We start from the raw sequence: 22524 nt of genomic DNA on the forward strand, positions 1-22524 counted from the left end.
TGCCGTCCGTGTGTCGTCGATGTGCCGCGCCGCGCGGCGCCGTTGATGGGCACGGCGGCGACGATTAGCCTTGATGGGACCGTTCGTTCGAATGAGCGGTCCCATGGAGGGCACGCAGCGTGAGCGTTGACGAGAGCCAGGACAGGGAGACCGGGCCGGCCCCGGCACGGGACGTCGGAGCCGGCGAGTGGGAGGGCCTGGCCGAGCAGGCGCGGGCGCTGGCCCAAGGCAGGGTCACCTCGACCATGTTGGTGCGGCGGTCGCTGGAGCGCATCGCGGCCACCCAGGACACCGTCAACGCCTTCAAGCGGGTACGGGCCGAGGCGGCGATGGCGGAGGCCGCGGAGGCGGACCGCCGGCTGGCGGCGGGGGAGCGGCTGCCGCTGCTCGGGGTGCCCGTCGCGGTCAAGGACGACACCGATGTGGCGGGCGAGCCCACCGCGTTCGGCTGCGCCGGCGCGTTCCCGGTCAAGGAGCGCGACGCCGAGGTCGTCCGGCGGCTGCGCGCGGCCGGCGCGATCATCGTCGGCAAGACCAACGCCTGCGAGCTGGGGCAGTGGCCGTTCACCGAGGGCCCGGCCTTCGGCGACACCCGCAACCCGTGGAACCTCGCCCACACTCCGGGCGGCTCGTCCGGCGGCTCGGCGGCCGCGGTCGCGGCGGGGCTGGTGCCCGCCGCGCTCGGCACCGACGGCGCCGGCTCGGTCCGGATCCCCGCCGCCTGGTCCCATCTCGTCGGCATCAAGCCCCAGCGCGGCCGCATCTCCACCTGGCCGGACGCCGAGGCCTTCCAGGGGATCACCGGCATCGGCCCGCTGGCCCGTACGGTCGAGGACGCGGCGCTGCTGCTGGACGTGGCCAGCGGCAACCACGCCGGGGATCTGCACCGGCCGCCCGCCATCGCGGCGCGGCAGGCGGCCGGCCGCGACCCGGGGCGGCTGCGGATCGCGCTGTCCTGGAAGCCGGCCACGACATTCACGGCCAAGCCGCTGCACCCCGACGTACGCGCCGCGGTGACCGGCGTGGCCCGCACCCTGGCCCGCCTCGGCCACTTCGTCGAGGAGGCGGAGCCCGACTACGGGCTGGTCGGGCTGGCCTTCGTCCCGCGCGCCACCGCTGGGCTGGGGGAGTGGGCGGCCCGGGTGCCCGACCGCAGCCTGCTGGACCGCCGTACGCGGGGCGCGGCGCGGATGGGGCGGCTGCTCGGCGGGCCGGTGCTCCGTCGGGCCCGTTTGGTGGAGAAGCGCCAACAGCGGCGCATCGGCGCCCTGTTCGGCCCCTACGACGTGCTCCTGACGCCGACCACCGCCACTCCGCCGCCCCGGATCGGCACACTGGCCAAGCTCAACGGCTGGCGCACCGACCAGGCCATGATCGCCGCCTGCCCGTACGCCTGGCCGTGGAACGTCCTCGGCTGGCCGGGCGTGAGCGTGCCCGCCGGCTTCAGCACCGACGGCCTGCCCCTGGGCGCCCAACTCCTGGGCCCGGCCCATGGGGAGCCACGGCTGATCTCGTTGGCCGCCCAGCTCCAGGACGCGCTGCGCTGGCACGAGCGGCGCCCGGCCGGACACCCGGCGCCGCTCGACGGCGTACGGCGCTGAGGCGGGCGGTTCGCCTCAGCCGAGGAGCTTGATGATCGTCTCGGTGGTGTCGGTCTCGCCGAGCCGCGGGAAGATCTTCTCCAGGCTGTGGCGGTGCGCCGCCTCGTCCAGGTCGGTCACCGCGTCGGTGGCGATCGTGACGTGGTAGCCGTGCTCGTGCGCGGCGCGGGCGCCGGACTCCACGCCGATGCTGGTGGCGATGCCGGCGAGGACGATCTGGGTCACGCCGCGCCGGCGCAGCTCCAGATCCAGGTTCGTGCCGTAGAAGGCGCCCCACTGCTGCTTGGTGACGGTGATGTCGCCGGGCTGCCGGCCGAGCTCGGGCACCAGCTCGGCCCAGTCGGCGGGCGGGGTGCCGCCGCGCAGCACGGACTCCGTACGGCCCGGTGCGCCGCCCGTGACGTTCACCAGGACGACGGGCAGCGCGCGGGCGCGGAACGCGGCGGCCAGCCGCGCGCCGCGCTCGACGACCTCGGCGGAGGGCAGCGGAGCGGTGGGCAGACCGGCGATGCCCTTTTGAAGGTCGATCAGGACCAGGGCGGTGCGGGGGTCGAGGGCGGTGGCGGGCATGAATGCTCCCTGTCGTGGTGATGAGTGCGGATGCGTGGTGAATGAGGGCAGAGAAGGGGTGTGTGGGGGGCAGGGGACGGGCGGAGGTGTGAGCAGGTTGAACGGTCCGGCGGCGCGCGGACCTACGGCTGGTGGCCGGGGCGCAGGGCGCGGTCGGCGAGGGTCAGGGCGAGCAGCGGCAGCGCCAGTGCGATGCCGATCAGGGCGATCTCGTGCAGACCGGAGTCCGAGGCGCGCTGCCCGTACAGCAGCCCGATCAGACCAGCGGCGGTGATCGCGCCGAGGTACTGGGCGGTGCGCTGCAGCCCGGCGGCCGCGCCCACGCCGTCGGCCGGCGCCTGGGCGTAGACGGCGGCCTGGTTGCCGGTGGACGCCAGGCCCTGGGGGATGCCGAAGAGCGCCCCGGCACACAGCAGCGCGATCAGCGGACTGGTGCCCGCGAGCAGCAGGAAGACCGCGCTGCCGGCGGCGAGGCACCCCGCGGCGACGGTCAGCGGGGCCCGGATCCCCTTCGTCCGGGCGCCGGCCAGTGAGCAGCACGCGGCCGCGACGGACATCGGCAGCATGACCAGGCCGGCGTGGAACGGCGAGTAGCCGTGCGCCTGCTCCAGCCACTGACTGAAGCCGTAGAGCACGCAGTAGACGACCAGATACGTCAGGCCCTGCCGCAGGTAGGTGCGGACCAGCGCGCCGTTGCGGGCGAGCATCCGCAGGTCGATGAAGGGCTCCGGATGGCGCAGCTGCCACCACACCAGGACGGCGCCGAGTACGCCGGCGGGCGCCAGCAGCGGCCACGGTGGCTCGGCCGGCCGCAGCAGGAAGAACATCGCGCAGGTCAGCGCGCCGGCGAAGAGGGCGATGCCCAGCGGGTCGAGGGCTCCGGCGCGGCCGGCGGGGGAGGGTTCGCCGGGCCTGGTGCTTTTCTCGCCGAGCCCGGTGCCCGTCTCGACGCGGCCGGTGCTCCGGTCGGGCGGGAGCCAGGCGAGCGCGCCGGCGAGCGCGAGCAGCGCCAGCGGGACGTTGACCGCGAAGACCGCCCGCCAGCCCGCGGTCGCCGCCAGCAGCCCGCCGAGCGTGGGCCCGATGGCGGCGCTGGCCAGCGCGGCGAGCGAGAGCCGTCCGAGGACGCGGCGGGGGGTCGGCCGCCCCGTCCGGCGCGACTCGGCGCGCAGGATCGCCAGCGCCGCGGGGTAGGCGGCCGCGGTGCCGATGCCGAGGACGACCCGGGAGACGATCAGCAGCGCGAAGCCGGGCGCGAGGGCGCCGATGAGGCCCGCGGCGCAGACGGCCGACGCGCCGGCGACGAAGACCCGGCGCGGGCCGGCGCGGTCGGCGAGCCGCCCCATCGCCGGCTGGCCCACCGCGCTGGCGAGGTACATCGCGGAGATCAGCCAGGCGGTGTCGGCGGCGCCGACGTGGAAGTCCCGCCCGATGGCCACCAGGGCGGTGGCGATCATCGTCGAGTTGACGGGGTTCAGCAGCGAGCCGAGCAGCAGCGGCGTCATCAGACGGGCGCCGAAGGCGCGGCCGGGAGCGGCGGGCCGGCCCGGACCGTCCGGACCCTCCGGTGCGGCAGGAGCAGTCCGGGGCGTGGCCGCTGCCGCGGCAGCCGGGTCGCTCATTCCGGCATCAGCCGCCGGATCAGCGCGGTCGCCGCCGCCAGGGTCCGCTGCTCCTCGGGGCTGAGCCGGTCGGCGATGGCCACCGCGAGCCAGTTCTGCTTGGCCTGCCGTACGGCGGCGAGCATCCGGCGGCCCTCGTCGGTGAGCGCGAAGACCACTTGGCGGCCGTCGGTCGGATGCGGGCTGCGGGCGAGTATTCCGCGCTCCTCCAGCGCGCCGACGGTCAGCCGCATGGACTGCGGACGCACCAGCTCGGCGCGGGCCAGCGCCGCGATGGTGGCCGGTCCGCCGGTGTCGATCCGGGAGATCACCGAGCGCTGGGTGGGTGTCAGCTCGCCCTGCGGCGAGGCGGCGCGCAGATGGCGCATCAGCTGTGCGACGGTCGCGCCCAGATCCGTCGCCAGGCGTTCCTGGTCCTTTTCCGGCATATCTCCACCGTAGATATCAACAGGCAAACTTGCAAGTTTCCCTGTCGTGATCGTGGTGGAGACCTGGGCGCGCCACGGGGGAGATGGTCTTGCCACGGTGCGTGACGGGGCTTACGGTCACCTCCACACGCGTAGATCCCCCGCGTGGGCTGCAGGCAGACGCATCGACAAAGGAGCAGCTCATGGCCGATGTTGTGCGTGCCGCACTGGTTCAGGCGACCTGGACCGGCGACACCGAATCGATGATCGCGAAGCACGAGGAGTACGCCAGAGCGGCGGCCGCGCAGGGCGCGCAGGTGATCGGGTTCCAGGAGGTCTTCAACGCTCCGTACTTCTGCCAGGTCCAGGACCCGGAGCACTACCGCTGGGCCGAGCCGGTGCCCGACGGCCCGACCGTACGCCGGATGCAGGACCTCGCCCGTGAGACCGGCATGGTCGTCGTCGTACCGGTCTTCGAGATCGAGCAGCCCGGCTTCTACTACAACACCGCGGCCGTCATCGACGCCGACGGTACGGTCCTGGGCAGCTACCGCAAGCACCACATCCCGCAGGTCAAGGGCTTCTGGGAGAAGTACTACTTCAAGCCGGGGAACCTCGGCTGGCCGGTCTTCGACACCGCCGTGGGCAAGATCGGCGTCTATATCTGCTACGACCGCCACTTCCCGGAGGGCTGGCGGCAGTTGGGCCTCAACGGTGCCCAGCTGGTCTACAACCCCTCCGCCACCCACCGCGGGCTGTCGGCCTACCTGTGGAAGCTGGAGCAGCCCGCGGCCGCCGTCGCCAACGAGTACTTCATCGCGGCGATCAACCGGGTCGGCGTCGAGGAGTACGGCGACAACGACTTCTACGGCACCAGCTACTTCGTCGACCCGCGCGGCCAGTTCGTCGGCGAGGTCGCCAGCGACACCAAGGAGGAACTCCTCGTCCGCGACCTCGACTTCACGCTGATCGACGAGGTCCGCCAGCAGTGGGCGTTCTACCGCGACCGCCGTCCCGACGCCTACGACGGGCTGGTGCAGCCATGACCCGGACCCCCCAGGACACCGCGAGCCTGTACGCCCGTCACCAGGCCGTCCTGCCCTCCTGGCTCAGCCTCTACTACGAGCGGCCCATCGAACTCACCCACGGCGAGGGCCGGTACGTCTGGGACGCCGAGGGCAACCGCTATCTCGACTTCTTCGGCGGCATCCTCACCACCATGACGGCGCACGCGCTGCCCGAGGTGACCAAGGCCGTCAGCGAACAGGCCGGCCGCATCGTCCACACCTCGACGCTCTACCTCTCGCGCCCCATGGTCGAGCTGGCGGAGCGGATCGCCGCGCTCTCCGGCATCCCCGACGCCCGGGTCTTCTTCACCTCCTCCGGGACGGAGGCCAACGACACGGCCCTGCTGCTGGCCACCACGCACCGCCGCTCCAACCAGGTCCTGGCGATGCGCAACAGCTACCACGGCCGCTCCTTCTCGGCCGTCGGCATCACCGGCAACACCAGCTGGTCGCCGACCAGCCTCTCACCGCTCCAGACGCTCTACGTACACGGCGGGGTGCGCAGCCGCGGCCCGTACGCGGAACTCGACGACGCCGCCTACATCGCGGCCTGCGTAGCCGATCTGGAGGACATGCTCCAGCAGACCGCGGGCGGCGTCGCCGCGCTGATCGCCGAACCGATCCAGGGCGTCGGCGGCTTCACCCTGCCGCCCGACGGCCTCTACGCCGCCTTCCGGGAGGTGCTCGCACGGCACGGCATCCTCTGGATCAGCGACGAGGTGCAGACCGGCTGGGGCCGCACCGGCGACCACTTCTGGGGCTGGCAGGCGCACGACGCGAGCGGGCCGCCGGACCTGCTCACCTTCGCCAAGGGCATCGGCAACGGCATGTCCATCGGCGGAGTGGTGGCCCGCGCCGAGGTGATGAACTCGCTCACCGCGAACTCCATCTCCACCTTCGGCGGCAGCCCCGTCACCATGGCCGCCGGTCTCGCCAACCTCAACTACCTCCTCGAACACGACCTCCAGGGCAACGCCCGGCGGGTCGGCGGGCTGCTCATCGAGCGGCTGCGGGCGGTCACGGCCGGTCTCGACGTCGTACGCGAGGTACGCGGCCGCGGCCTGATGATCGGCGTCGAACTGATCCGTCCCGGCACCGACGAGCGCTCGCCGGAGGCCGCGTCGCTGGTCGTGGAGGCCGCCCGCGAGCGTGGTCTGCTGCTGGGCAAGGGCGGCCAGGGCGGGGCCTCGCTGAGGATCGCGCCCCCGATGACGCTGACCGTCGCGGAGGCGGAAGAGGGCGCCGAGCTGCTCGCGGAGGCGCTGCGGACGGCGCAGACGACACTCGCCGGGGCGTAGCCGGCGGCCCGGGATGCGCGGGCGGGGCGGTCGTCGCCGCTCCGCCTGACCGGTGTGCGCCCGGGGCGAGGGGCGCGCTTCGTGGCGGAAATCCGAGGTGGGGGGTGGCGTCGAAGCGGATGTTCGGATGCGCATGATGCGGATGACGTCTGGGACCGATGAGGATCGTTGATGACGTGAGCGATGTGAGCGACGTGAGCGACGTGAATGGCGTGACTGACGTGCGGTCAATCGCCGTCGCAGGCAGGGCCGTCGAGAACCCCCGCCGTCAGCCGCGCGCCGCGGCCTCGCGCACCGTGTCGGCGACCAGCGTGAAGAACCGGGTGTGCGCCCGGCGGCTGCACGGGGCCTCCGGGTTCCACGGCAGCAGCCGCGCCCCGGCCTCGATCGCCCGCCAGTGCTCGTCGGTTCGTAGCTCCTCGGGCCGGGTGGCGTTCGCCCGTACGTCCATGAGCACGATGTCCGGGGCCAGCGCCGCGGCCTCCGCCCAGCCGACCGTGGACCAGTTCACGCCGGCGCCCGCCGCCGGCTCCAGCAGGCCGACGCCGTGCTCGGTCAGCGCCCGCAGATCCGGCCAGGAGCTGGGCCGGGCCAGGTGCACCCGCTCCGGCCCCGCGGGCGACAGCGCCAGCACCCGGGGTCGTACCGTGCCCCCGGTCGCCTGCCGCAGCGCGTCCTCCGCGGCGTCCAACTCCCGTGCCGAGCCGAGGGGTTCGCCCCGTCCCAGCGACCCGGCCAGCGCCGCGAACCGCTCGCGTACCTCGGCAAGGCTCCGGCCCGGGCCGACCGCGACCGTGGCGAGCGGGACATGCGCCTCCAGCTCCAGCGCGGTCTTCTGCTCCAGCCCGTAGACCTGCTCTCCGTCGTAGGTCACCGCCACCACGAGGTCCGGCTCGGCCTCCAGCAGGGAGTCGGGGTGCAGCGCGCCACCCGAGCCGAGGTACGGGATCTCCGACAGCGGCAGCTCACCGCTCTTGGCGGGGTCGGGGGCGGCGCCGTCGTGCTGGGACCCGAAGAGTCCCACGGGGCGTATGCCGTGGTCCCACATCGTGGCCCCCGCCTGTATGTACGCGACGATCCGCAACGGCCGGCTCCCGGCAACCACCAGGCGCCCCCGGTCGTCGGAGAACTCCCACGGCGTGTTCCGCTCCATGACCTGCTGCCTTTCTGTATCGTTCCCAAGTCGTCCTGTCGTCCGTCCTGATGCTGTCCTGTTGTTCGTCAATGACGAATCGGCGCCGCGAGGATTGCCCGCCGGCGTCGGCGGATACCTGCCCATCCCGCCACCCCCGCACCCCTCCGGCGCGGCCCCCGCGTTGAACCGGCCGACTGATCGTCCGCGCAACACGAACGTCCTCGCCGATCTCCGGTCACGGTATTGCCACAGTGGGTGACATGCTTCTACGGTGTCTCCTTCTCAACCGGAATCTACGGGTGTAGACCAGCTGTGACGTGGCGTCAGGTAGGGAGCTGAGATGGTGATCGGTGCGAGTCGGTGTCTGCACGAGGCACAGCCGTCTCAGAGGCCGGAGTGTCACGACCGGTGTCAGGATCGGCTCCACCACCCGTACTGCGCCGCCCTCTTCGGGCACGCAGGACCACATTCGACTCGATGGCCGCATCGGGATCACGGAAGTACCCGGTGGGCGCAGGGAGGCGCGAAGGATGACCCGCACTCTGATCACTGGTGGCCTCGTCATCACGGCCGCCGAAGAGACCCACGCAGATGTCCTCATCGAAGACGGCCGCATCGTGGCCATCGCTTCCACCGGAACACAGCAGTGGACCGCGGACCGCGTCATCGACGCCACCGGCAAGTACGTCATCCCGGGAGGCGTCGACGCCCACACCCACCTGGACTTCCCCTTCGGCGGGACGTTCTCCTCCGACACCTTCGAAACCGGCACCCGCGCCGCGGCCTGGGGCGGCACCACCACCCTCATCGACTTCGCAGTCCAGTCCCGCGGCAAGTCGCTCCGTGCCGGCCTGGACACCTGGCACGCCAAGTCCGACGCCCAGTGCGCCATCGACTACGGCTTCCACATGATCCTCTCCGACGTGAACGAATCAACGCTGAGGGAGATGGACGGGCTCGTCGCCGAAGGAGTGAGCTCGTTCAAGCTCTTCACCGCATACCCGGGGGTCTTCTACAGCGACGACGGGCAGATTCTGCGGGCGATGCAGCGGGCCGCGGACAACGGCGGGCTGATCATGATGCACGCGGAGAACGGCATCGCGATCGACGTGCTGGTGCAACAGGCACTGGAGCGGGGCCAGACGGCGCCGCGGTACCACGGTGAGGTGCGCCGGGCGTTGCTGGAGGCCGAGGCGACGCACCGGACGATCCAGCTCGCCCGGGTGGCGGGTTCCCCGCTGTACGTGGTGCATGTGGCCGCGCAGGAGGCCGTCGCGGAGCTGACGGCGGCCAGGGACATGGGGCTGCCGGTCTTCGGGGAGACCTGCCCGCAGTACCTGTACCTGTCCACGGACAACCTGGCCGAGCCCGACTTCGAGGGCGCGAAGTACGTGTGCAGCACGCCTCTGCGGCCACGTGAGCACCAGGCCGCTCTGTGGCGGGCCCTGCGCACCAATGACCTCCAGGTGGTCTCCACCGACCACTGCCCGTTCTGCTTCGCGGGCCAGAAGGAGCTGGGCCGAGACGACTTCTCCAAGATCCCCAACGGTCTGCCCGGCGTGGAGAACCGCATGGACCTGCTCCACCAGGCGGTCGTGGACGGACACATCAGCCGCCGTCGGTGGATCGAGATCGCGTGCGCCGGCCCGGCCCGCATGTTCGGGCTGTACGGAAAGAAGGGCACGATCGCTCCCGGCGCGGACGCGGACGTGGTCATCTACGACCCGACCGCCGAGCAGGTCATGTCGGCAGCGACGCACCACATGAACGTCGACTACTCGGCATACGAGGGCAAGCGCGTCACGGGCCGGGTGGAGACGGTCCTGTCCCGCGGCGAATTCGTCATCGACCAGCGCAAGTTCACCGGGCACGCCGGCCACGGCCAGTACATGCCGCGTGCCACCTGCCAGTACCTGAACTAGGAGGCTCCACTGTGGATTTCGGACTCGTCCTCCAGACGGACCCGCCCGCGTCGACGGTCGTCGACCTGATGCAGCGTGCGGAGAACAACGGTTTTCGCTACGGCTGGACCTTCGACTCGGCGGTGCTCTGGCAGGAGCCCTTCGTCATCTACAGCCAAATCCTGGAACACACCACCGAGTTGACGGTCGGACCGATGGTGACGAACCCTGGGACGCGCACATGGGAGGTGACCGCGTCGACCTTCGCGACGCTGAACGACATGTTCGGCAACCGCACGGTGTGCGGTATCGGCCGGGGCGACTCGGCGATGCGGGTCGCCGGACGGAAGCCGAACACGCTGGCCACGCTCGGTGAGGCGATCCACGTCATCCGTGATCTGGCGGAGGGCCGCGAGGCCGAGGTGGACGGGCGGACCCTGCGGATCCCCTGGGTGCGCGACGGCCGCCTGCCGATATGGATGGCGGCCTACGGCCCGAAGGCACTGGCCCTGGCCGGCCGGCAGGCCGACGGCTTCATCCTCCAGCTGGCCGACCCGTATCTGACGGAGTGGATGGTGAAGGCCGTACGGGACGCGGCCGCTGCCGCCGGCCGCGACCCGTCCTCGCTGAGGATCTGCGTGGCAGCACCCGCCTACCTCACCGACGACACCTCTCCTGCCGCGCTGGCGCACGCACGCCAGCAGTGCCGCTGGTTCGGCGGCATGGTCGGCAACCACGTCGCGGACCTCGTCGCCAAATACGGCGAGCACTCCGCCGCCGTCCCCGAGGCCCTCACCGCCTACATCAAGGACCGCGACGGCTACAACTACGCCCACCACGGTCGCGCCGACAATCCTGACACCGCCTTCGTACCCGACGAGATCGTCGACCGCTTCTGCGTCATCGGCACCGAAGAGCAACACATCAACAAACTGCGGACGTTGCAGGCCCTGGGCGTCGACCACTTTGCGGTATACGCCATGCACGATGCCCGGGAGGACCTCATCGACGGCTACGGGGCGGCCATCATCCCTGCTCTGCGGCAGTGAGACCGGCGCCCCGACGTACCATTTTCCTACTCGTTCGCCATGCGCCCGCTTCTCTTCCGACGTCCATTACCGTCACGCCGGCGCAGCTCTGCAACCAGGTGGACCGTCGAGGCGAGTGCGCCTGGCCCGAAGAGCATGAGCCACAGGGCGATCACGTCGGGCTCCACGGCTGTGAAGCCGGCCGTCAGGCCTGTCTCTGTCAGCAGGACGGCGAGCAGCCACCGAACTCGGGCTGTGGGTGACTCGTGCGCGAACGGAGGAAAGGCGGCCAGCGCAACACCATATGCACTGATGGCGAACAGACTGGCCACTGGACCGATGAGGAAGGTGAGCATGAGAGCGCCCAGGGAAGTGGCGGCGATGGCCCATGCGAGATTCTTCAAGGTGCCTTGCGCTCCGATGGCCGTGACGGCGCCCCCCAGCCCGAGCAATGCGATGACGCTCAGTAGCAATTTTTCTCCCGATGACTCTTTGCTGAATTCTGTTGATCGATATGAAGGGGGGCCTGCCTGCGACTTCCACGCAGCAGGCGCAGGCAGGCCGAGCTCAGACCAATGGCCTTCGGCTAGTGGCCGCTAGCTACTGTAGTCGGTACTGCTTTCCAGGTTTTTGTCCAGGCAGAAGTGTGCTTTACCGGGATTGGTTCCGGGTGAGGCAGGTGGTATCGAGGTGATGTTCCACGGGTTTCCGCTCTTCCCGGTGGCCGCACCGCACGAACCGAATGGATTCGCCCAGAGCGGGAAATTGTCGTTTGGATCGGGGATCCTGCTGAACCGTTCGAAGTCGCCGTTGTTCACAGGCGCCTTCGAGTTGCTCGGACTGCCGTCCAGTCCCATGGCCTGACCATTGTGGTACAGGTACTGATCGGGCATGTGGCTGTACCGTAGCAGCGGGCGCTCACTGTTCTTCTTGATCGAACCATTGGCGCAGATCTTGAAGTTCAGTTCCTGCCAGATCGGCGGTGCCTGGCTGAAGACCGACCCGGTGGCCGGGCCTGTCAGGCCGCCGGTGTTGAAGAGGCCTTGGAACGTCTCCGTGGCCACCTTGACCATCGCGTGCGGGATCTTCTTGTTGTCGTAGACCCGCTTCTGCCAGTCGTCCATGGCCTTGGGGGCGGCCTTGGCGCCGATCATCGGCCGGTAGCCGATCGAGCCGCCCGAGGTGTAGAGCGCGGCGACACACGAGTTGTCGTCGGTGAGAACCGGGGCGCGCCCTGCGTATGCATAGGCCCGTCCTGGCATGACGCCGGTTTTGTTCGGTTGGGCAGTGGTCTTCTGACCGTTGTGAATGTTGAGATCCTCCGTGGTGTAGCTCAGGTCCGGCGGGGCGATGCCGTAGTCCTTCTGCAGGGCTTCGAACATCTCCGGCAGATAGCGAGGCAAGTGGGTATTGCCGGTGCGGTGCTCGTAAACGGCATTCTCACTGCCGTCGATGATCTTTCCGTCCTCGCCGACGACAAAGGACACGGTGGCCTTCGACTTGATCTTGTACGAGTTGTCGTCGCTGTCGAAGTGCGAAGGTTTCGCCGCGCTGGTCGGGCGGTCCTTGTAACTGTTCGCGAAGCCGATCCAGCGGGCGAGACTGGTACCGTCCGGGTGCTTCACGGGATCGGTTCCCGCCTCGGTGATCTGTTCTTTCCAGCGCTGCATCGCTTGCTTGCTGTACTTGCCGATGCACGTCGGGTCGTTGGCCGAGACGCTGCACTCCTTGAGGTTGGTCACACCCGAAGCGAGTCCCAGGCCCCAGTCGTAGAGCGACTTACGGGTCTTGAACGGGGAGTCGACGATCCAGGAGCTGGCGGTATCACCGTCGATGTTCTGGTTCTCATCGAATACGGCGACCGCTTCCACGCTGTGCTCGGCGTATTTACCCTTGATCGGTGCGACGGCCACGGCGTCGAACGCGACGTCCTGGTCGCCGGTGCCATCCGGGGTGATGCTGGTGAGCGTCACCTTCGGGTTGCCGTCGAAGAGGAAGGCTCCGATGGAGACCCAGCGGTTCTTGCCACCGCCGCCCTGGTTCTTCTGGTCGACGATGCGGGTGCGCTTGCCCTTGGCGGTGTCGACCTCGTACGCGGCGTACTTGGTCTGCGCACCGTGATCGGGGACGTGGACGAGCACCTTGGCCGGGCCGGAGACCTTCTGGTGGAAGTTCCAGGTGCCGGTCACCTTCATTCGGCGGCCCTCGGCGTCGTCCTTGCGGGTGTGGGCGAACCAGAAGTGGCTGCCATAGCCGGCGCCCAATTGCTGGAAGTCGATCCTCGCGGAGTCGGTGGCGAAGCCGAGGCGGAAGCTACCGCTGTTCTTCTTGGGCTGGGAGCAGCCGGGGCGGGCTATCGGGGTACCGTCGGGTACGTCATCGACGACCAGGGCATTGCCGGGAAGGCCGCTAGCGGCGCAATGCGGCGGGTAGGCGGTGCCATCCGGCTCTTCCTTGTACGTGTCGTTGAACCGGAGCAGTTCGTTGCCGCAGCCGCCCTTGTTGCAGTCCTTCCACTTGACGGGCCTGTTCCACCAGCACTTCAGGTCACCGCGGGTGCAGGCGCCCAGTCCCGGTTCGTTCTTGTCGTCAGGCCCGATCTTGCTGGGGTCGCACTCGTTGTCCTTGGTGCAGAACAGGTTCTCCGGTGGTTTGACCGCGGTGCGTGCGGGGTTGCTGGTCCACCAGGCGGCGCGGAAGCCGTGCACCATCTTGCCGGGGGACTCCAGTGCCTCCAGCGGGCGGGCGGCCCAGCCCAGGACCTTCTCCTGGTACGGCCAGTCCTGTGGGTGCGCGGCGTCCTTGTAGCTGTCTCCACCGCTCGGGCTCTCCAGGAAGGGAAGCCGGTTGGCCTTCCACAGCGGGTTGGCGGGGTTGTTGGTGAAGCCGACGCCCCACTTGCCGCCGTTCTTGCCCGCCTCCGACTTGGGGTAGTAGCCGGAGTTGTATGCCCACAGGGCGAAGAACCAGCTCTCCAGGTACTTCGGGTTGCCGCCGTTGATGGTCAGGCCGTCTTTGTGGGTCTGGTTCCACTTGTCGGCGAGGATGTTGACGCCGGCGGCGATGTTGGCGGTGTAGTCCAGTGCCGCGGCCTCTTGCTGCAGTTTGGTCAGCCGGCCCTCCTCAGGCTTCTCCTTTCCCCAGACGCGCATGCCGTCGGTGATCTGGGTGATGCCGTAACCGCAGTCGGCCTTGGCCCAGTTGATTCCCCACGGGTCGTTCTGCTGGCCGTTGGCCGCGTACTTGATGCCGTAGAAGTTGCCGACAAGCGGGTTGCCCGTGACGCCGGGGACGACGACGCGGGATGCCTGCCACATGTTGGATTCCTGTGCGGTGACGCCGAGCATCACTTGCGCCGGAATCCGTCCGCCGCCTTCCAGGAAAAGCAGGGGGAACAGGCTCTGCGGCTTGTAGGCGCCCATGCCCAGGTTCTTCCAGTTCGCCGGGCGCGAGATGTGCTTGTTCAGGTTGTTGGTGATGGCCTGGTCCACCGCCCACTCGACCTGCCGCGGCTTGGGCTGCATGGTCTGCTTGCGGGGGTCGTTGCGCGGCACCGAGCAGTAGCGTTGCGGCTCGGCGGTGTCGTCCAGGGATCCGGAAGCCGCCGCGGCGCGAAAGGCGGCCTGCTTGGCAACGGCACTCTGTGCGTGTGCGGGGACGGGCAGCGCCGGTGAGCGGTCGGCTCCCTTGGTGCCGTGCTCCTCGGGGGTGACGCGGAACTCGGCCTGCTTGCCGGTGTCGAGGACCTTCAGGTCGACATCGGCCGGGCGCGGGGCCATGGCCTCCTGCGGAGCGATGCGGGAGTCCTTGCCGTCCGACCACGCCGTCTTCGTGACCAGCGCCTCGCCGTGAGTGGAGGCGAGGGATTCCTTGGGAACGTCGGTACGGCGTTTGACGGGTGCGGGCAATGCCTGGCCGGGCTGAGTCCGGCCAGTGATGAACACCGTGCCGTTCGCGCTGCTGGAGACGTCCATCTTCGCCAGCGGGCCGTGGGCCAGCAACGGGGGTTTGGTCTTCTTGGCGTCCGCGGTGGCGATGTGCTGCGCGGTGATCCGCCGCACCTCGCCTTGGGCCCGGTCATTGGTCGGGGCCGGTGCCGCCGAGCGGAGCAGGGGAGAGGGCCCCGCCTTCGTCGTGGGGCGGTCCATGTAGACCACGCCGCCCTCAGCATCGGCCTTGAGCTGGAAGGGGATCTGCTCGGTTCGGGCGATGGTGCTGCGCTCGCCCGAAGTGGTGATCTTCACCAGCCGGTTGGTGTCGGCGGCGACGATGTCCTGGCCCACCGGTACTGCCGAGGTGACTTGCCCGTCCAGCTCGATCGGTGTGCGCATCTTCGCGGTTGCGGCGTCCACCTCGATGAGACGGGTGGCGTTCTTGTCCTCACCGCCTGCCTGGGTGAACACCGCTGTCTCGCCGGTGCCGCATCCGGGGCTGAAGTACGCCAGCGACGCCTGCCGATCCAGCTTCGTCACCTCACCGGAGCCGAGGTCGACCACGGCGGTGAACGCGCCGCGTGCCATCAGCTCCGGATTGTTGGTGAAGGCGCGAGGTGCGTACGCGACGACAGCGCGCTTGCCCGAACCGGTCACACACGCGTTGCCGATCCACATGTCGGCGTCGAAGCCGGGTTCCCGCAGCGTGGCCGCGGTGCGCCAGTTGTAGGCGTCCTTCTGGTCGGCGACCAGCACATGGAAGCCCTGCGCGTCGGCGCTGGTGGTCCAGGCACGGTCCTGGGAACGGTGCCAGTCCTTGCCCAGCACCTCGTCGCGATCGGCGTTACCGACGGCCGAGGGGCGGTCGAGCTTGGGGGATTCCGAGGGCGTGCTGTCGGCCGCCCAAGTGGCGGTCTGGAGGAGCGAGGTGAACATCGCGGTGGCTGCCGCCGCCGCGACAGGTGCCCGCAGTCTGGTGAAGCGGTGTCTCAAGGGGTGTCCTTCGTCGTCACGGCCAAGAGGGGCCATGTCGTACACGTGCCGTGGAGCAGACGAGGGCTCGGCGGCGCACGGGCACAACGCAACGGCATCAGGCGAGAACGCACCGAGGTCGTACGTGGGCAGGCTGGTGTGTGGGCAGGCGGCCGCAACAGAAACCCTTCGGTGAACGAGCGACAGTGATGGGCGGTCGGGGGCGGATCAGCGTCGGAGTGCTTCGGCCGGGGGAATGCGGGCGGCCCGCCAGGAGGGGTAGATGCCGGCGATCAGTCCGGTTGCCAGGCCCAGGACGGGTGCGACGGCGACGGCGAGCGGGTCGATCACGGGAGTCCACTGCCGGATGGCGGATACGACCACGACGGTCACGGTGCCCAGGGACGTGCCCACCAGTCCGCCGAGCAGCCCAAGTGCGGTGGATTCGGAGAGGAACTGGGTGGTGATGTGGATGCCACGGGCCCCCAGGGCTCTGCGCAGGCCGATCTCGCCGATGCGTTCCATGACCGCGACCAGGGTGGTGTTGGCGATGCCGACGGTGCCGATCACCAGGCACACTCCCGCCAGGAGGAGGAAGAGCTGGCCGAGGTCGCCGCCGACGGCCGAACGCAGGCCCTTGGGGTCGGGTGGTGAAAGGGCTCTGAAGTACTCCGGATGTTCGGGGCGTAGTGCTGTCGGGGCTTCGTCGGCTATCTGCTGGGCTGCGCCGAGACGGGTGGCGATCAGCATCGTTGCGCGTTCGTCGTCGGGTGGTCCCCAGATGCGTTCGGCGGTGGAGCGGGGCACCAGGACGGACATGAGCAGTTCGGGTTTGCGCTCGATGTCGTCGATGATGCCGATGACGGTGAAGGCGGTGTTCCCGATGAACACGGCGGGTCGGGTCTGCAAGGTGGTGATGCCCAGGCGGGCTGCGGTTGCGGAACCGATGACCGCGACCTTCTCGTGGCGGTGTTCGTGGAAGGTTTCGTAGGCACGACCTTGGGCGAAGGACGGGCTCACGGCCTGTAGGACTCCGGGGGAGGCGGCGACGACCTGGGTCTGCACGTCGCTGCCGCGCGTGTCGCTCGGTGCCGACCGGATGCGCTGAGTGGGGTCGAGGCGGATCTTCCAGTACACGCCGGCCGCGGTGACGCCGTTGAGGCGGCCGATCCGCGTGTCGGCATCGGCGGGGAAGGCGAGCGGGTCCGTGCTGGGGTCGGGGCCTCCCCTGTCCTGTACGGAGACCTCAGTTGCGGTGAGTTCGTTGAATCGTGTGTCGATCTGGGACGCCGCGGTACCGGTCAGGCCGAGCACCGCGATGAAGGAGCCCACACCCAGCACGGTTCCCAGCGCGGTAAGGGCCGAGCGAGCCGGACGTTGCAGGACGCCGGCCAGGGCTTCGGAGACCGCGTCACGGAGGGAGAGGGACGAGCGGCGAGGACGGCGCAGCCGCTGGGCCTCGACCGGTGCCTGGGAAGGTCGGCTGTCATCGCTCATGGGCGGTCCCAGCGCGGCTCGTGTCAGTGAGGACGCCGTCGTGGATGCTGACGGTGCGCTGCCCTCGGCGGGCGACATCCGGGTCGTGGGTGATGACCGTGATGGTCATTCCGTCGTGGTGGAGAGCGTCGAGGAGGTTCAAGATGGATTGGGCCGTCTCGGAGTCGAGGTTGCCGGTGGGCTCGTCACACAGCAGCAGGGAAGGGCCCGAGGCCACGGCTCGGGCGATGGCGACGCGCTGGCGTTCCCCACCGGAGAGCCGGCCGGGCAGAGCGTCCATACGGTGTGCCAGGCCCACCCGACGCAATGCGTGTTCGGCGCGTCCGCGGCGTCGGCGGCGGGGGACTCGCTGGTAGAGCATCGCCAGTTCCACGTTCTCCAGGGCGCTGCGGTGCGGCAGCAGGTGAAATGCCTGGAAGACAAAGCCGATCCGGCTCCCGCGCAGGCTGGTGCGCTGGGTGTCGCTGATCGCGCCGGTGTCGATGCCGTCGAGCAGGTAGCGTCCGGTCGTCGGCAGGTCCAGCAGTCCGACGATGTTCAAGAACGTGGATTTCCCTGACCCGGACGGGCCGACGACCGTGACGTACTCCCCCCGCTCGATCCGCAGATCGGCCGCCTGCAGAGCCTCCACCGGGGGCGGCCCGGGGTAGGTCAAGCCCGCTCCGCGGAATTCGACCACCGCGGGGGGCCCGCTGCCGTGTCCCGCCGTCACCGCGAGCTTCCTTCCGCGGAGTGCCGGGCATCGACGCCTACCACGGTCTGCTCACCCTCCGCGAGCCGTTCCCCGCCGACTGGGGTGACCTCGACGAACCCGTCTCCGGACATGCCCACCCTGACCTCGACTCGACGGCTTGTGCCGTTGCCCTCCCGCACGGTGACGGTCGTGCGGCCGTCTGCGCCGGTGGAGATGGCCGAGGACGGTACGGACAGCACCCTGGTGTGGGACGAGGCCGCCGAGATCGTCAGTCGCACGTCCTGGCCCGCCATGGTGACCGGGAGCCGACCGTTCGGCTTGATCTTCACCGAGTACTCCTCGGTGCCCCCGTTCTCTTCGCCCTCCTTGCCCTTCTTCACAGATGGCGCCTGCGCGACGGAGACCACCGACCCGGTTGCCCGTTCACCGGTGGACTCCGAGAAGATCTCCACCTTCTGTCCAGAGTGGATGAGCCCCTTCTCGTGCAAGCCGACGGCACCGTTGACCAGCAGATCACCGGCGGAAATCGTCATGAGCGTGCCGCTGGCCTCCGCACCCACCACGGCTGTGACTGAATCCGCCCGCGCCGGCGATGAGTTGAGGAACACCACCTCGGACACCGGCACCATGGGGCGCGTCGCAGTCGCTCCGGGCGCCTGCGGCGTCCCGCTCTCTGTTGCTTCCTTGCCCTCGTCAGCCGAGGTCGGCGAGTACCCCAGCCCGGTGTAGAGAGCCCGCACAGCACGTTCGGTGCCGGCGCCGAAGGCCCCTGTCCGGTCAGGCACGGTGGGATGGCCAACAGCAGCCAGAGCACGCTGGAGCTGTCGGACATCCTCCCCTCGGTCTCCCGGCTTCAGGTCCCGGTACGCCGGCAGTGCTCCCGGAAGGGCGAACACCGGACGCCCCGAGATCTCCAGCAACACCCGCCCGAACGCCACCGATTCACCGGACTTCACCCTCACCTTGGTCACCACCGAGTGCCCGGCACCCTCACCCGCCGGACCCGTCGAGGACACCTGCACTGACTGCGACGCCGAAACCTGTCCGCGAGTGACCACCGTCTCTGCCAGGACCTTGCGTTCCACCGCAGCGGTGAGCACATCCGGCGGTGGCGCCGATGTCTCTGCCGCCACCTGCGCCGGAGACTTGACGTAGGCAGCCGCACCCATGCCTGCGGCAGCAAGCAGCACGGCGCCGCCGCAGACACCGACGAGCACACGTCGACGGCGGCGTAGCGCCGAATGGTGGGGTGCGCAGCTCTTAGAAGGCTGCTGGGCCCTGCTGTCGCTGGGCACGGTGGGCAGTATCTCGGTGTCCGTGTCTTTCTTGGTCATTCTCTTACTTCGATCTGCCGAGCACCTGCGCTGCCTTCTTCACCGTGCTTGTCAAGTTCTTCTTGGCCTCAACCAGTTCCTCGGCATGCTTGTTGATAGCCTGTTCCTGAAGTTTGGACTCGACGTCGAACCAAGTCTTCGCGACGTGCGTCGTGCTGCGGCAGGCGATATCAGCCGTCGCGGTGGCAATCTCCAGCTTCGTCACCTCCGGTCCTGAAAACCGGGGGTCATCGCTGGCATCCAGTGGTGCCTTGTAGTTGTAGCCACGTTCCTTCATGCACGAAGACCACGCCGCGAACGCCTCGACAACCCTGCTGTCCTGCTTGGAGCGCAGAAACGCGTCATTGCTGAGCTCTTGCGCCTTGGCCGAGCGTTCCAGGGCACCGTCTGAGATCTCCCGGTTCGCTTGGCCGATGCAGCCGCCTGATGGGACGGACTTCCCGCTGACTTTCAGGGATCCGCCATTCAGGGCTTTCTCCTTGGCCCCGTCGTCAGTGGTGTCCTCCACCGCGCCTTCGTTCATGGCGCGGTCATAAGCAGCTTGTTCAGACGCATCCGGCCTGTATCCGCGCTTCTTCGCCAATACGACATCGTGGATTCCGTAACGCCAGTCAGTGAGTGTCTTGGGGCCAAGCTTTGGAAGATCAGGAGCGGGGCGCCACTCGAATCCGAAATCCTTCATGCAGTCGCCGATGAGGGTCGTTCTCGCTCTGCTCACCTGCCGCTCGTCATCGTCGGTAGGCAGGTATGCCTCAATCGGCAGCGTCCACGTCGCGGGGTCGGAGGCAACGAACTTCTTCTTCGGCGAGGTCGGTCTGTCCGCCGAGGCGACCTCACTGTGCCCCGGAGACCCGCACGCAGTGACCGCCAGGCCAACCAAGACTGCCGACACGACTCTCTTCCCGCCCGAAGTCTTCACTTCTACCTCTTCCGTATCGCATTCCGACTGCCGACGTATACGCAGGAACGGGACACCGCATCCCGCAACCATCTTGGGGACGGCGGGAGCAGCGAACTTCCGCTCCCGCCATCTGAGGCAACTTGAACCTGATTCAGCTCCACCTGAAGGATGCGTTGTTGTTGTACGTGTTCTTCAGCTTGGACATGGAACTGCCCGACCTCACACGGTCGGATGCCCCCTTGTAGCCGCTGTTGAAATACACCGTGGCGGCGTACTTGGAGTGCGTGTTCGATGCGGACGCCGCATTGTTCTTGATGGGCTTTCCGGCCCCGGTGCCGCCCGGGCAGAACTTCAGCGCATTTCCGCCGGACGGGTCGCCGGCCCCGATGTACACATGACTGAAGTCATAGACCGCGTAGCCGATGTTGCGGAACGCGCCAGTGTGCCCGGAGTTGTAGAAGACGTGGAACTTGAAGGACGAGGTCCCGGGGCTCTTGGAGCACGTTTCCATACTCTGCAGGTTCGCCGCTTCCTGGCTTCCCGCATAGGCGGCTGGTGCGCTCAGTCCTCCGACAACCGAGGCGGTGATGGTGCCGCACACGGCAAGACGGATGGTGCGCCTTGAAATCTTTGCCATAAGTGAATCCCGTAATGCTCTGTGTTGTGCAACCGAAAGGAATGCGGGGGCTCTTGGTGGCTGCCACGCCGTGCAGGGCCGAACGTGCGTCGACGCCGAAGCCGGCGCTTCGCACGCCACCGGTCGACTCGGATGCCGGAGCCCCCGTCTGAAGCGCCTCCGGTATGCCCCGAAGTGCGCGGATTAGCCCGATGGTCGGTCGGGCCGGGCATGACGTTAGGCGAGTCCAACATCCCACCCAAACGGTCAATTGGTGCAAGAGAAACCAAAGGGGGTGCATGGATGGAATCGTCCTATGTGGCTTGTCACGGTTGTGCCATCGCCGAACACGAACCCGTAACGGATCACGACAAACCGGCCGCATAGACGGTTTTCGCCCAATCAAGATGGCCGCGTAGTGCCGAGTTCGGAACGTCACAGGCTGCTGAGAGGCATCGAAGCGTGTCGGGTACCGACTGCCGGGGCCCCGTACTCCGTCATCGTGTGGGTTTCTGACCGGCCAGCACTTCCCAGCGCTCAGCTCCTGCCGGATGTACCGTCTTCCTGAGGAACTCGCTCAGCCAGGGGCCGGACCCGCCGATCGGTCGGTGGACGGACCCCGTTGCTGGAAACTGAGGCCGGGCCGGCTGGGTACGCTCATCGCCGTTGCCACGCCGGATCCAGCGGCCACAACGTGGGCCTGTGCGCCTTGGGGTTCCCATCCCTCGCTTGTGCGACGCCGTCCACCCGTTCAACTGATCGGCGAACCGGCCTCGGATCTGTTCCTGCACTTCGGGCCGACGTCATTCGAATCCATCGTCGGCCGGCATCGCCGCCTCACACACGCGCTTTCAGACTGGTGCCGCCGTGGCGGCTACTCAGTTTTGGTCATGGCCGGTTGGCGAGCTGGAACAGACGCGGCCGGTCACTGACCTGCTTGGCGATGCCCAGACCGACCAGCTTGTCGAGCGCGTCGGCCATGGTGCCTGAGGGCTGCGTTCTTCTCGTCACGATGCGGATGGCCTCCGCCGGTGTCGGCATCGTCATCGCGCTCGGTGCCCTGAGGTAGTTCGTCCTGGGCCGGGTCGGTTTCCTGCCCCATGCCAGTGTCCGTGCTGTCGGTGTCGGGTGCGGTGGTGTCCGCCCTGCCAGCCGGCTCGGCCGCCGACGCCTGCCCGCCCGATGACCTGGCCGACTGGCAGCAGGGCAACCAGGCCCGGGGGCACTGTGACATCACGGCATTGATCGTCAACGATGCCCTCGGCGATGACCTCATAGTCGGCGAGGTGCACCTTGACGGGATGCAGCACGGTTTCGACTGGTGGAACCGGCTGCACAGCGGAGTGCAACTCGACCTGACGCGCGAGCAGTTCCAGCACGGACAGACCGTCGCAGCCGCCCTGTCATCGAGCGCCCACCGGCCGCTGCCGCGTCGCTGGGAGGAGTACCTCGTTCTGCGCGAGCGCGTGATCAAGCACCTGGGCTCGCTGCCGGAGCCCGCCTGAGGGGGAGGGGTACGGGGGGCAGTGGAGCGGCAATCGAGTCGAAACCCGACGGGTGCAGGTTCGAGGTCACGCTCATGGGCCTGCGACCTTGTGGGTACAGCTGTGTCACATACCTTGCCACGAAAACGCGGATGAGTTCTGAAGCCCGTAGTAGAAATCTCATCCGAGATGAACTCAGTCTTTCGGGACCATGGAGATGCCGCCCGAGGCGATGGAGAATATTTTCGCAAGCGCCTTTCGAACCTGCGGATCCCGATCAATTCTTTCCATCGACGCGAGCGCCTCTGGGGCGATGTCGATTGTGGTCACGCCTCCTGCGGCATCCCCCTTCGCCGCCGGGAAAAGCACGAGGCATCGGTAGGCGTGAACTTCGCCATTTCGCTCCTCCCGCAATAGGGTGCAGAGAAATACGGAGTTCTCCTTCACCTGCCCACGCAGAGATTC

The 22524-nt window shown here is 68.6% G+C and carries 19 protein-coding genes; 6 read left to right on the plus strand and 13 right to left on the minus strand.

Annotated elements, in window-relative coordinates:
• The first annotated feature begins 119 nt into the window (after window positions 1–119).
• Window positions 120–1601: an amidase gene (locus ACZ5XZ_RS06800; protein WP_468975018.1), complete on the plus strand. Its 1482-nt coding sequence runs from the start codon at window positions 120–122 to the stop codon at window positions 1599–1601.
• A gap of 15 nt (window positions 1602–1616) precedes the next feature.
• On the opposite strand, the gene ACZ5XZ_RS06805 is transcribed toward ACZ5XZ_RS06800, so the two are convergent.
• The 3 genes from ACZ5XZ_RS06805 to ACZ5XZ_RS06815 all read right to left on the minus strand — a co-directional run bounded on the left by ACZ5XZ_RS06805 (window position 1617) and on the right by ACZ5XZ_RS06815 (window position 4221).
• The gene (locus tag ACZ5XZ_RS06805) at window positions 1617–2171 is read right to left on the minus strand and encodes an isochorismatase family protein (RefSeq protein WP_468975019.1); all 555 of its coding nucleotides are present in this window, start codon (window positions 2169–2171) and stop codon (window positions 1617–1619) included.
• Window positions 2172–2293: 122 nt separating this feature from the next.
• Window positions 2294–3793, minus strand: a complete 1500-nt coding sequence (locus ACZ5XZ_RS06810; protein ID WP_468975020.1) for an MFS transporter — start codon at window positions 3791–3793, stop codon at window positions 2294–2296.
• Window positions 3790–4221: a MarR family winged helix-turn-helix transcriptional regulator gene (locus ACZ5XZ_RS06815; protein WP_468975021.1), complete on the minus strand. Its 432-nt coding sequence runs from the start codon at window positions 4219–4221 to the stop codon at window positions 3790–3792. Before ACZ5XZ_RS06815 ends, ACZ5XZ_RS06810 begins: the two co-directional genes overlap by 4 nt.
• 182 nt (window positions 4222–4403) lie before the next feature.
• Between ACZ5XZ_RS06815 and ACZ5XZ_RS06820 the strand changes: the two genes are divergently transcribed.
• Both ACZ5XZ_RS06820 and ACZ5XZ_RS06825 read left to right on the plus strand, forming a co-directional pair.
• Window positions 4404–5246, plus strand: a complete 843-nt coding sequence (locus ACZ5XZ_RS06820) for a nitrilase-related carbon-nitrogen hydrolase (RefSeq protein WP_468975022.1) — start codon at window positions 4404–4406, stop codon at window positions 5244–5246.
• The gene (locus tag ACZ5XZ_RS06825; RefSeq protein ID WP_468975023.1) at window positions 5243–6565 is read left to right on the plus strand and encodes an aspartate aminotransferase family protein; all 1323 of its coding nucleotides are present in this window, start codon (window positions 5243–5245) and stop codon (window positions 6563–6565) included. The genes ACZ5XZ_RS06820 and ACZ5XZ_RS06825 overlap by 4 nt, the downstream gene beginning before the upstream one ends.
• A gap of 268 nt (window positions 6566–6833) precedes the next feature.
• Here the strand turns inward: ACZ5XZ_RS06825 and ACZ5XZ_RS06830 are convergent, their stop codons facing one another.
• Window positions 6834–7718, minus strand: a complete 885-nt coding sequence (locus tag ACZ5XZ_RS06830; RefSeq protein ID WP_468975024.1) for an ABC transporter substrate-binding protein — start codon at window positions 7716–7718, stop codon at window positions 6834–6836.
• Between the two features lie 512 nt (window positions 7719–8230).
• Between ACZ5XZ_RS06830 and hydA the strand changes: the two genes are divergently transcribed.
• Window positions 8231–9622 (plus strand): dihydropyrimidinase, encoded by a 1392-nt coding sequence (gene hydA / locus ACZ5XZ_RS06835; RefSeq protein WP_468975025.1) that lies wholly within the window; start codon window positions 8231–8233, stop codon window positions 9620–9622.
• An 11-nt stretch (window positions 9623–9633) separates the two neighbouring features.
• Window positions 9634–10650 carry a TIGR03842 family LLM class F420-dependent oxidoreductase gene (locus tag ACZ5XZ_RS06840; RefSeq protein WP_468975026.1) on the plus strand — a complete coding sequence of 339 codons (1017 nt, stop codon included), beginning with the start codon at window positions 9634–9636 and terminating at the stop codon, window positions 10648–10650.
• Between the two features lie 26 nt (window positions 10651–10676).
• Here the strand turns inward: ACZ5XZ_RS06840 and ACZ5XZ_RS06845 are convergent, their stop codons facing one another.
• The 8 genes from ACZ5XZ_RS06845 to ACZ5XZ_RS06880 form a co-directional block, all read right to left on the minus strand.
• Window positions 10677–11102 (minus strand): hypothetical protein, encoded by a 426-nt coding sequence (locus ACZ5XZ_RS06845; RefSeq protein ID WP_468975027.1) that lies wholly within the window; start codon window positions 11100–11102, stop codon window positions 10677–10679.
• Between the two features lie 123 nt (window positions 11103–11225).
• The gene (locus ACZ5XZ_RS06850; protein ID WP_468975028.1) at window positions 11226–15554 is read right to left on the minus strand and encodes a golvesin C-terminal-like domain-containing protein; all 4329 of its coding nucleotides are present in this window, start codon (window positions 15552–15554) and stop codon (window positions 11226–11228) included.
• A 207-nt stretch (window positions 15555–15761) separates the two neighbouring features.
• Window positions 15762–17030, minus strand: a complete 1269-nt coding sequence (locus tag ACZ5XZ_RS06855; RefSeq protein ID WP_468975029.1) for an ABC transporter permease — start codon at window positions 17028–17030, stop codon at window positions 15762–15764.
• Complete coding sequence (locus ACZ5XZ_RS06860; protein WP_468975030.1) at window positions 17020–17742, minus strand: ABC transporter ATP-binding protein; 723 nt, start codon at window positions 17740–17742, stop codon at window positions 17020–17022. Before ACZ5XZ_RS06860 ends, ACZ5XZ_RS06855 begins: the two co-directional genes overlap by 11 nt.
• Window positions 17739–19058 (minus strand): peptidoglycan-binding protein, encoded by a 1320-nt coding sequence (locus ACZ5XZ_RS06865; RefSeq protein WP_468975031.1) that lies wholly within the window; start codon window positions 19056–19058, stop codon window positions 17739–17741. The genes ACZ5XZ_RS06860 and ACZ5XZ_RS06865 overlap by 4 nt, the downstream gene beginning before the upstream one ends.
• A gap of 4 nt (window positions 19059–19062) precedes the next feature.
• Window positions 19063–19950, minus strand: a complete 888-nt coding sequence (locus ACZ5XZ_RS06870) for a hypothetical protein (RefSeq protein WP_468975032.1) — start codon at window positions 19948–19950, stop codon at window positions 19063–19065.
• 160 nt (window positions 19951–20110) lie between these two features.
• Window positions 20111–20596 carry a hypothetical protein gene (locus ACZ5XZ_RS06875; protein WP_468975033.1) on the minus strand — a complete coding sequence of 162 codons (486 nt, stop codon included), beginning with the start codon at window positions 20594–20596 and terminating at the stop codon, window positions 20111–20113.
• Between the two features lie 867 nt (window positions 20597–21463).
• The gene (locus tag ACZ5XZ_RS06880) at window positions 21464–21622 is read right to left on the minus strand and encodes a hypothetical protein (protein ID WP_468975034.1); all 159 of its coding nucleotides are present in this window, start codon (window positions 21620–21622) and stop codon (window positions 21464–21466) included.
• Between the two features lie 65 nt (window positions 21623–21687).
• Here ACZ5XZ_RS06880 and ACZ5XZ_RS06885 point away from each other — a divergent pair, with 65 nt between their 5' ends.
• Complete coding sequence (locus ACZ5XZ_RS06885; RefSeq protein WP_468975035.1) at window positions 21688–22080, plus strand: YunG family protein; 393 nt, start codon at window positions 21688–21690, stop codon at window positions 22078–22080.
• A 174-nt stretch (window positions 22081–22254) separates the two neighbouring features.
• Here ACZ5XZ_RS06885 and ACZ5XZ_RS06890 read toward each other — a convergent pair whose 3' ends face one another.
• Window positions 22255–22389: a hypothetical protein gene (locus ACZ5XZ_RS06890; RefSeq protein ID WP_468975036.1), complete on the minus strand. Its 135-nt coding sequence runs from the start codon at window positions 22387–22389 to the stop codon at window positions 22255–22257.
• Window positions 22390–22524 lie beyond the last annotated feature (135 nt).

The organism is Streptomyces sp. NPDC033270, assembly GCF_055576575.1.

Excerpts from the sequence above, each read along its gene's own strand:
- ACZ5XZ_RS06805 (WP_468975019.1), bottom strand. The coding sequence starts at position 2,171 with ATGCCCGCCACCGCCCTCGACCCCCGCACCGCCCTGGTCCTGATCGAC.
- ACZ5XZ_RS06810 (WP_468975020.1), bottom strand. The coding sequence starts at position 3,793 with ATGAGCGACCCGGCTGCCGCGGCAGCGGCCACGCCCCGGACTGCTCCT.
- ACZ5XZ_RS06815 (WP_468975021.1), bottom strand. The coding sequence starts at position 4,221 with ATGCCGGAAAAGGACCAGGAACGCCTGGCGACGGATCTGGGCGCGACC.
- ACZ5XZ_RS06820 (WP_468975022.1), top strand. The coding sequence starts at position 4,404 with ATGGCCGATGTTGTGCGTGCCGCACTGGTTCAGGCGACCTGGACCGGC.
- ACZ5XZ_RS06825 (WP_468975023.1), top strand. The coding sequence starts at position 5,243 with ATGACCCGGACCCCCCAGGACACCGCGAGCCTGTACGCCCGTCACCAG.
- ACZ5XZ_RS06830 (WP_468975024.1), bottom strand. The coding sequence starts at position 7,718 with ATGGAGCGGAACACGCCGTGGGAGTTCTCCGACGACCGGGGGCGCCTG.
- hydA (WP_468975025.1), top strand. The coding sequence starts at position 8,231 with ATGACCCGCACTCTGATCACTGGTGGCCTCGTCATCACGGCCGCCGAA.
- ACZ5XZ_RS06855 (WP_468975029.1), bottom strand. The coding sequence starts at position 17,030 with ATGAGCGATGACAGCCGACCTTCCCAGGCACCGGTCGAGGCCCAGCGG.
- ACZ5XZ_RS06865 (WP_468975031.1), bottom strand. The coding sequence starts at position 19,058 with ATGACCAAGAAAGACACGGACACCGAGATACTGCCCACCGTGCCCAGC.
- ACZ5XZ_RS06875 (WP_468975033.1), bottom strand. The coding sequence starts at position 20,596 with ATGGCAAAGATTTCAAGGCGCACCATCCGTCTTGCCGTGTGCGGCACC.
- ACZ5XZ_RS06880 (WP_468975034.1), bottom strand. The coding sequence starts at position 21,622 with ATGACGATGCCGACACCGGCGGAGGCCATCCGCATCGTGACGAGAAGA.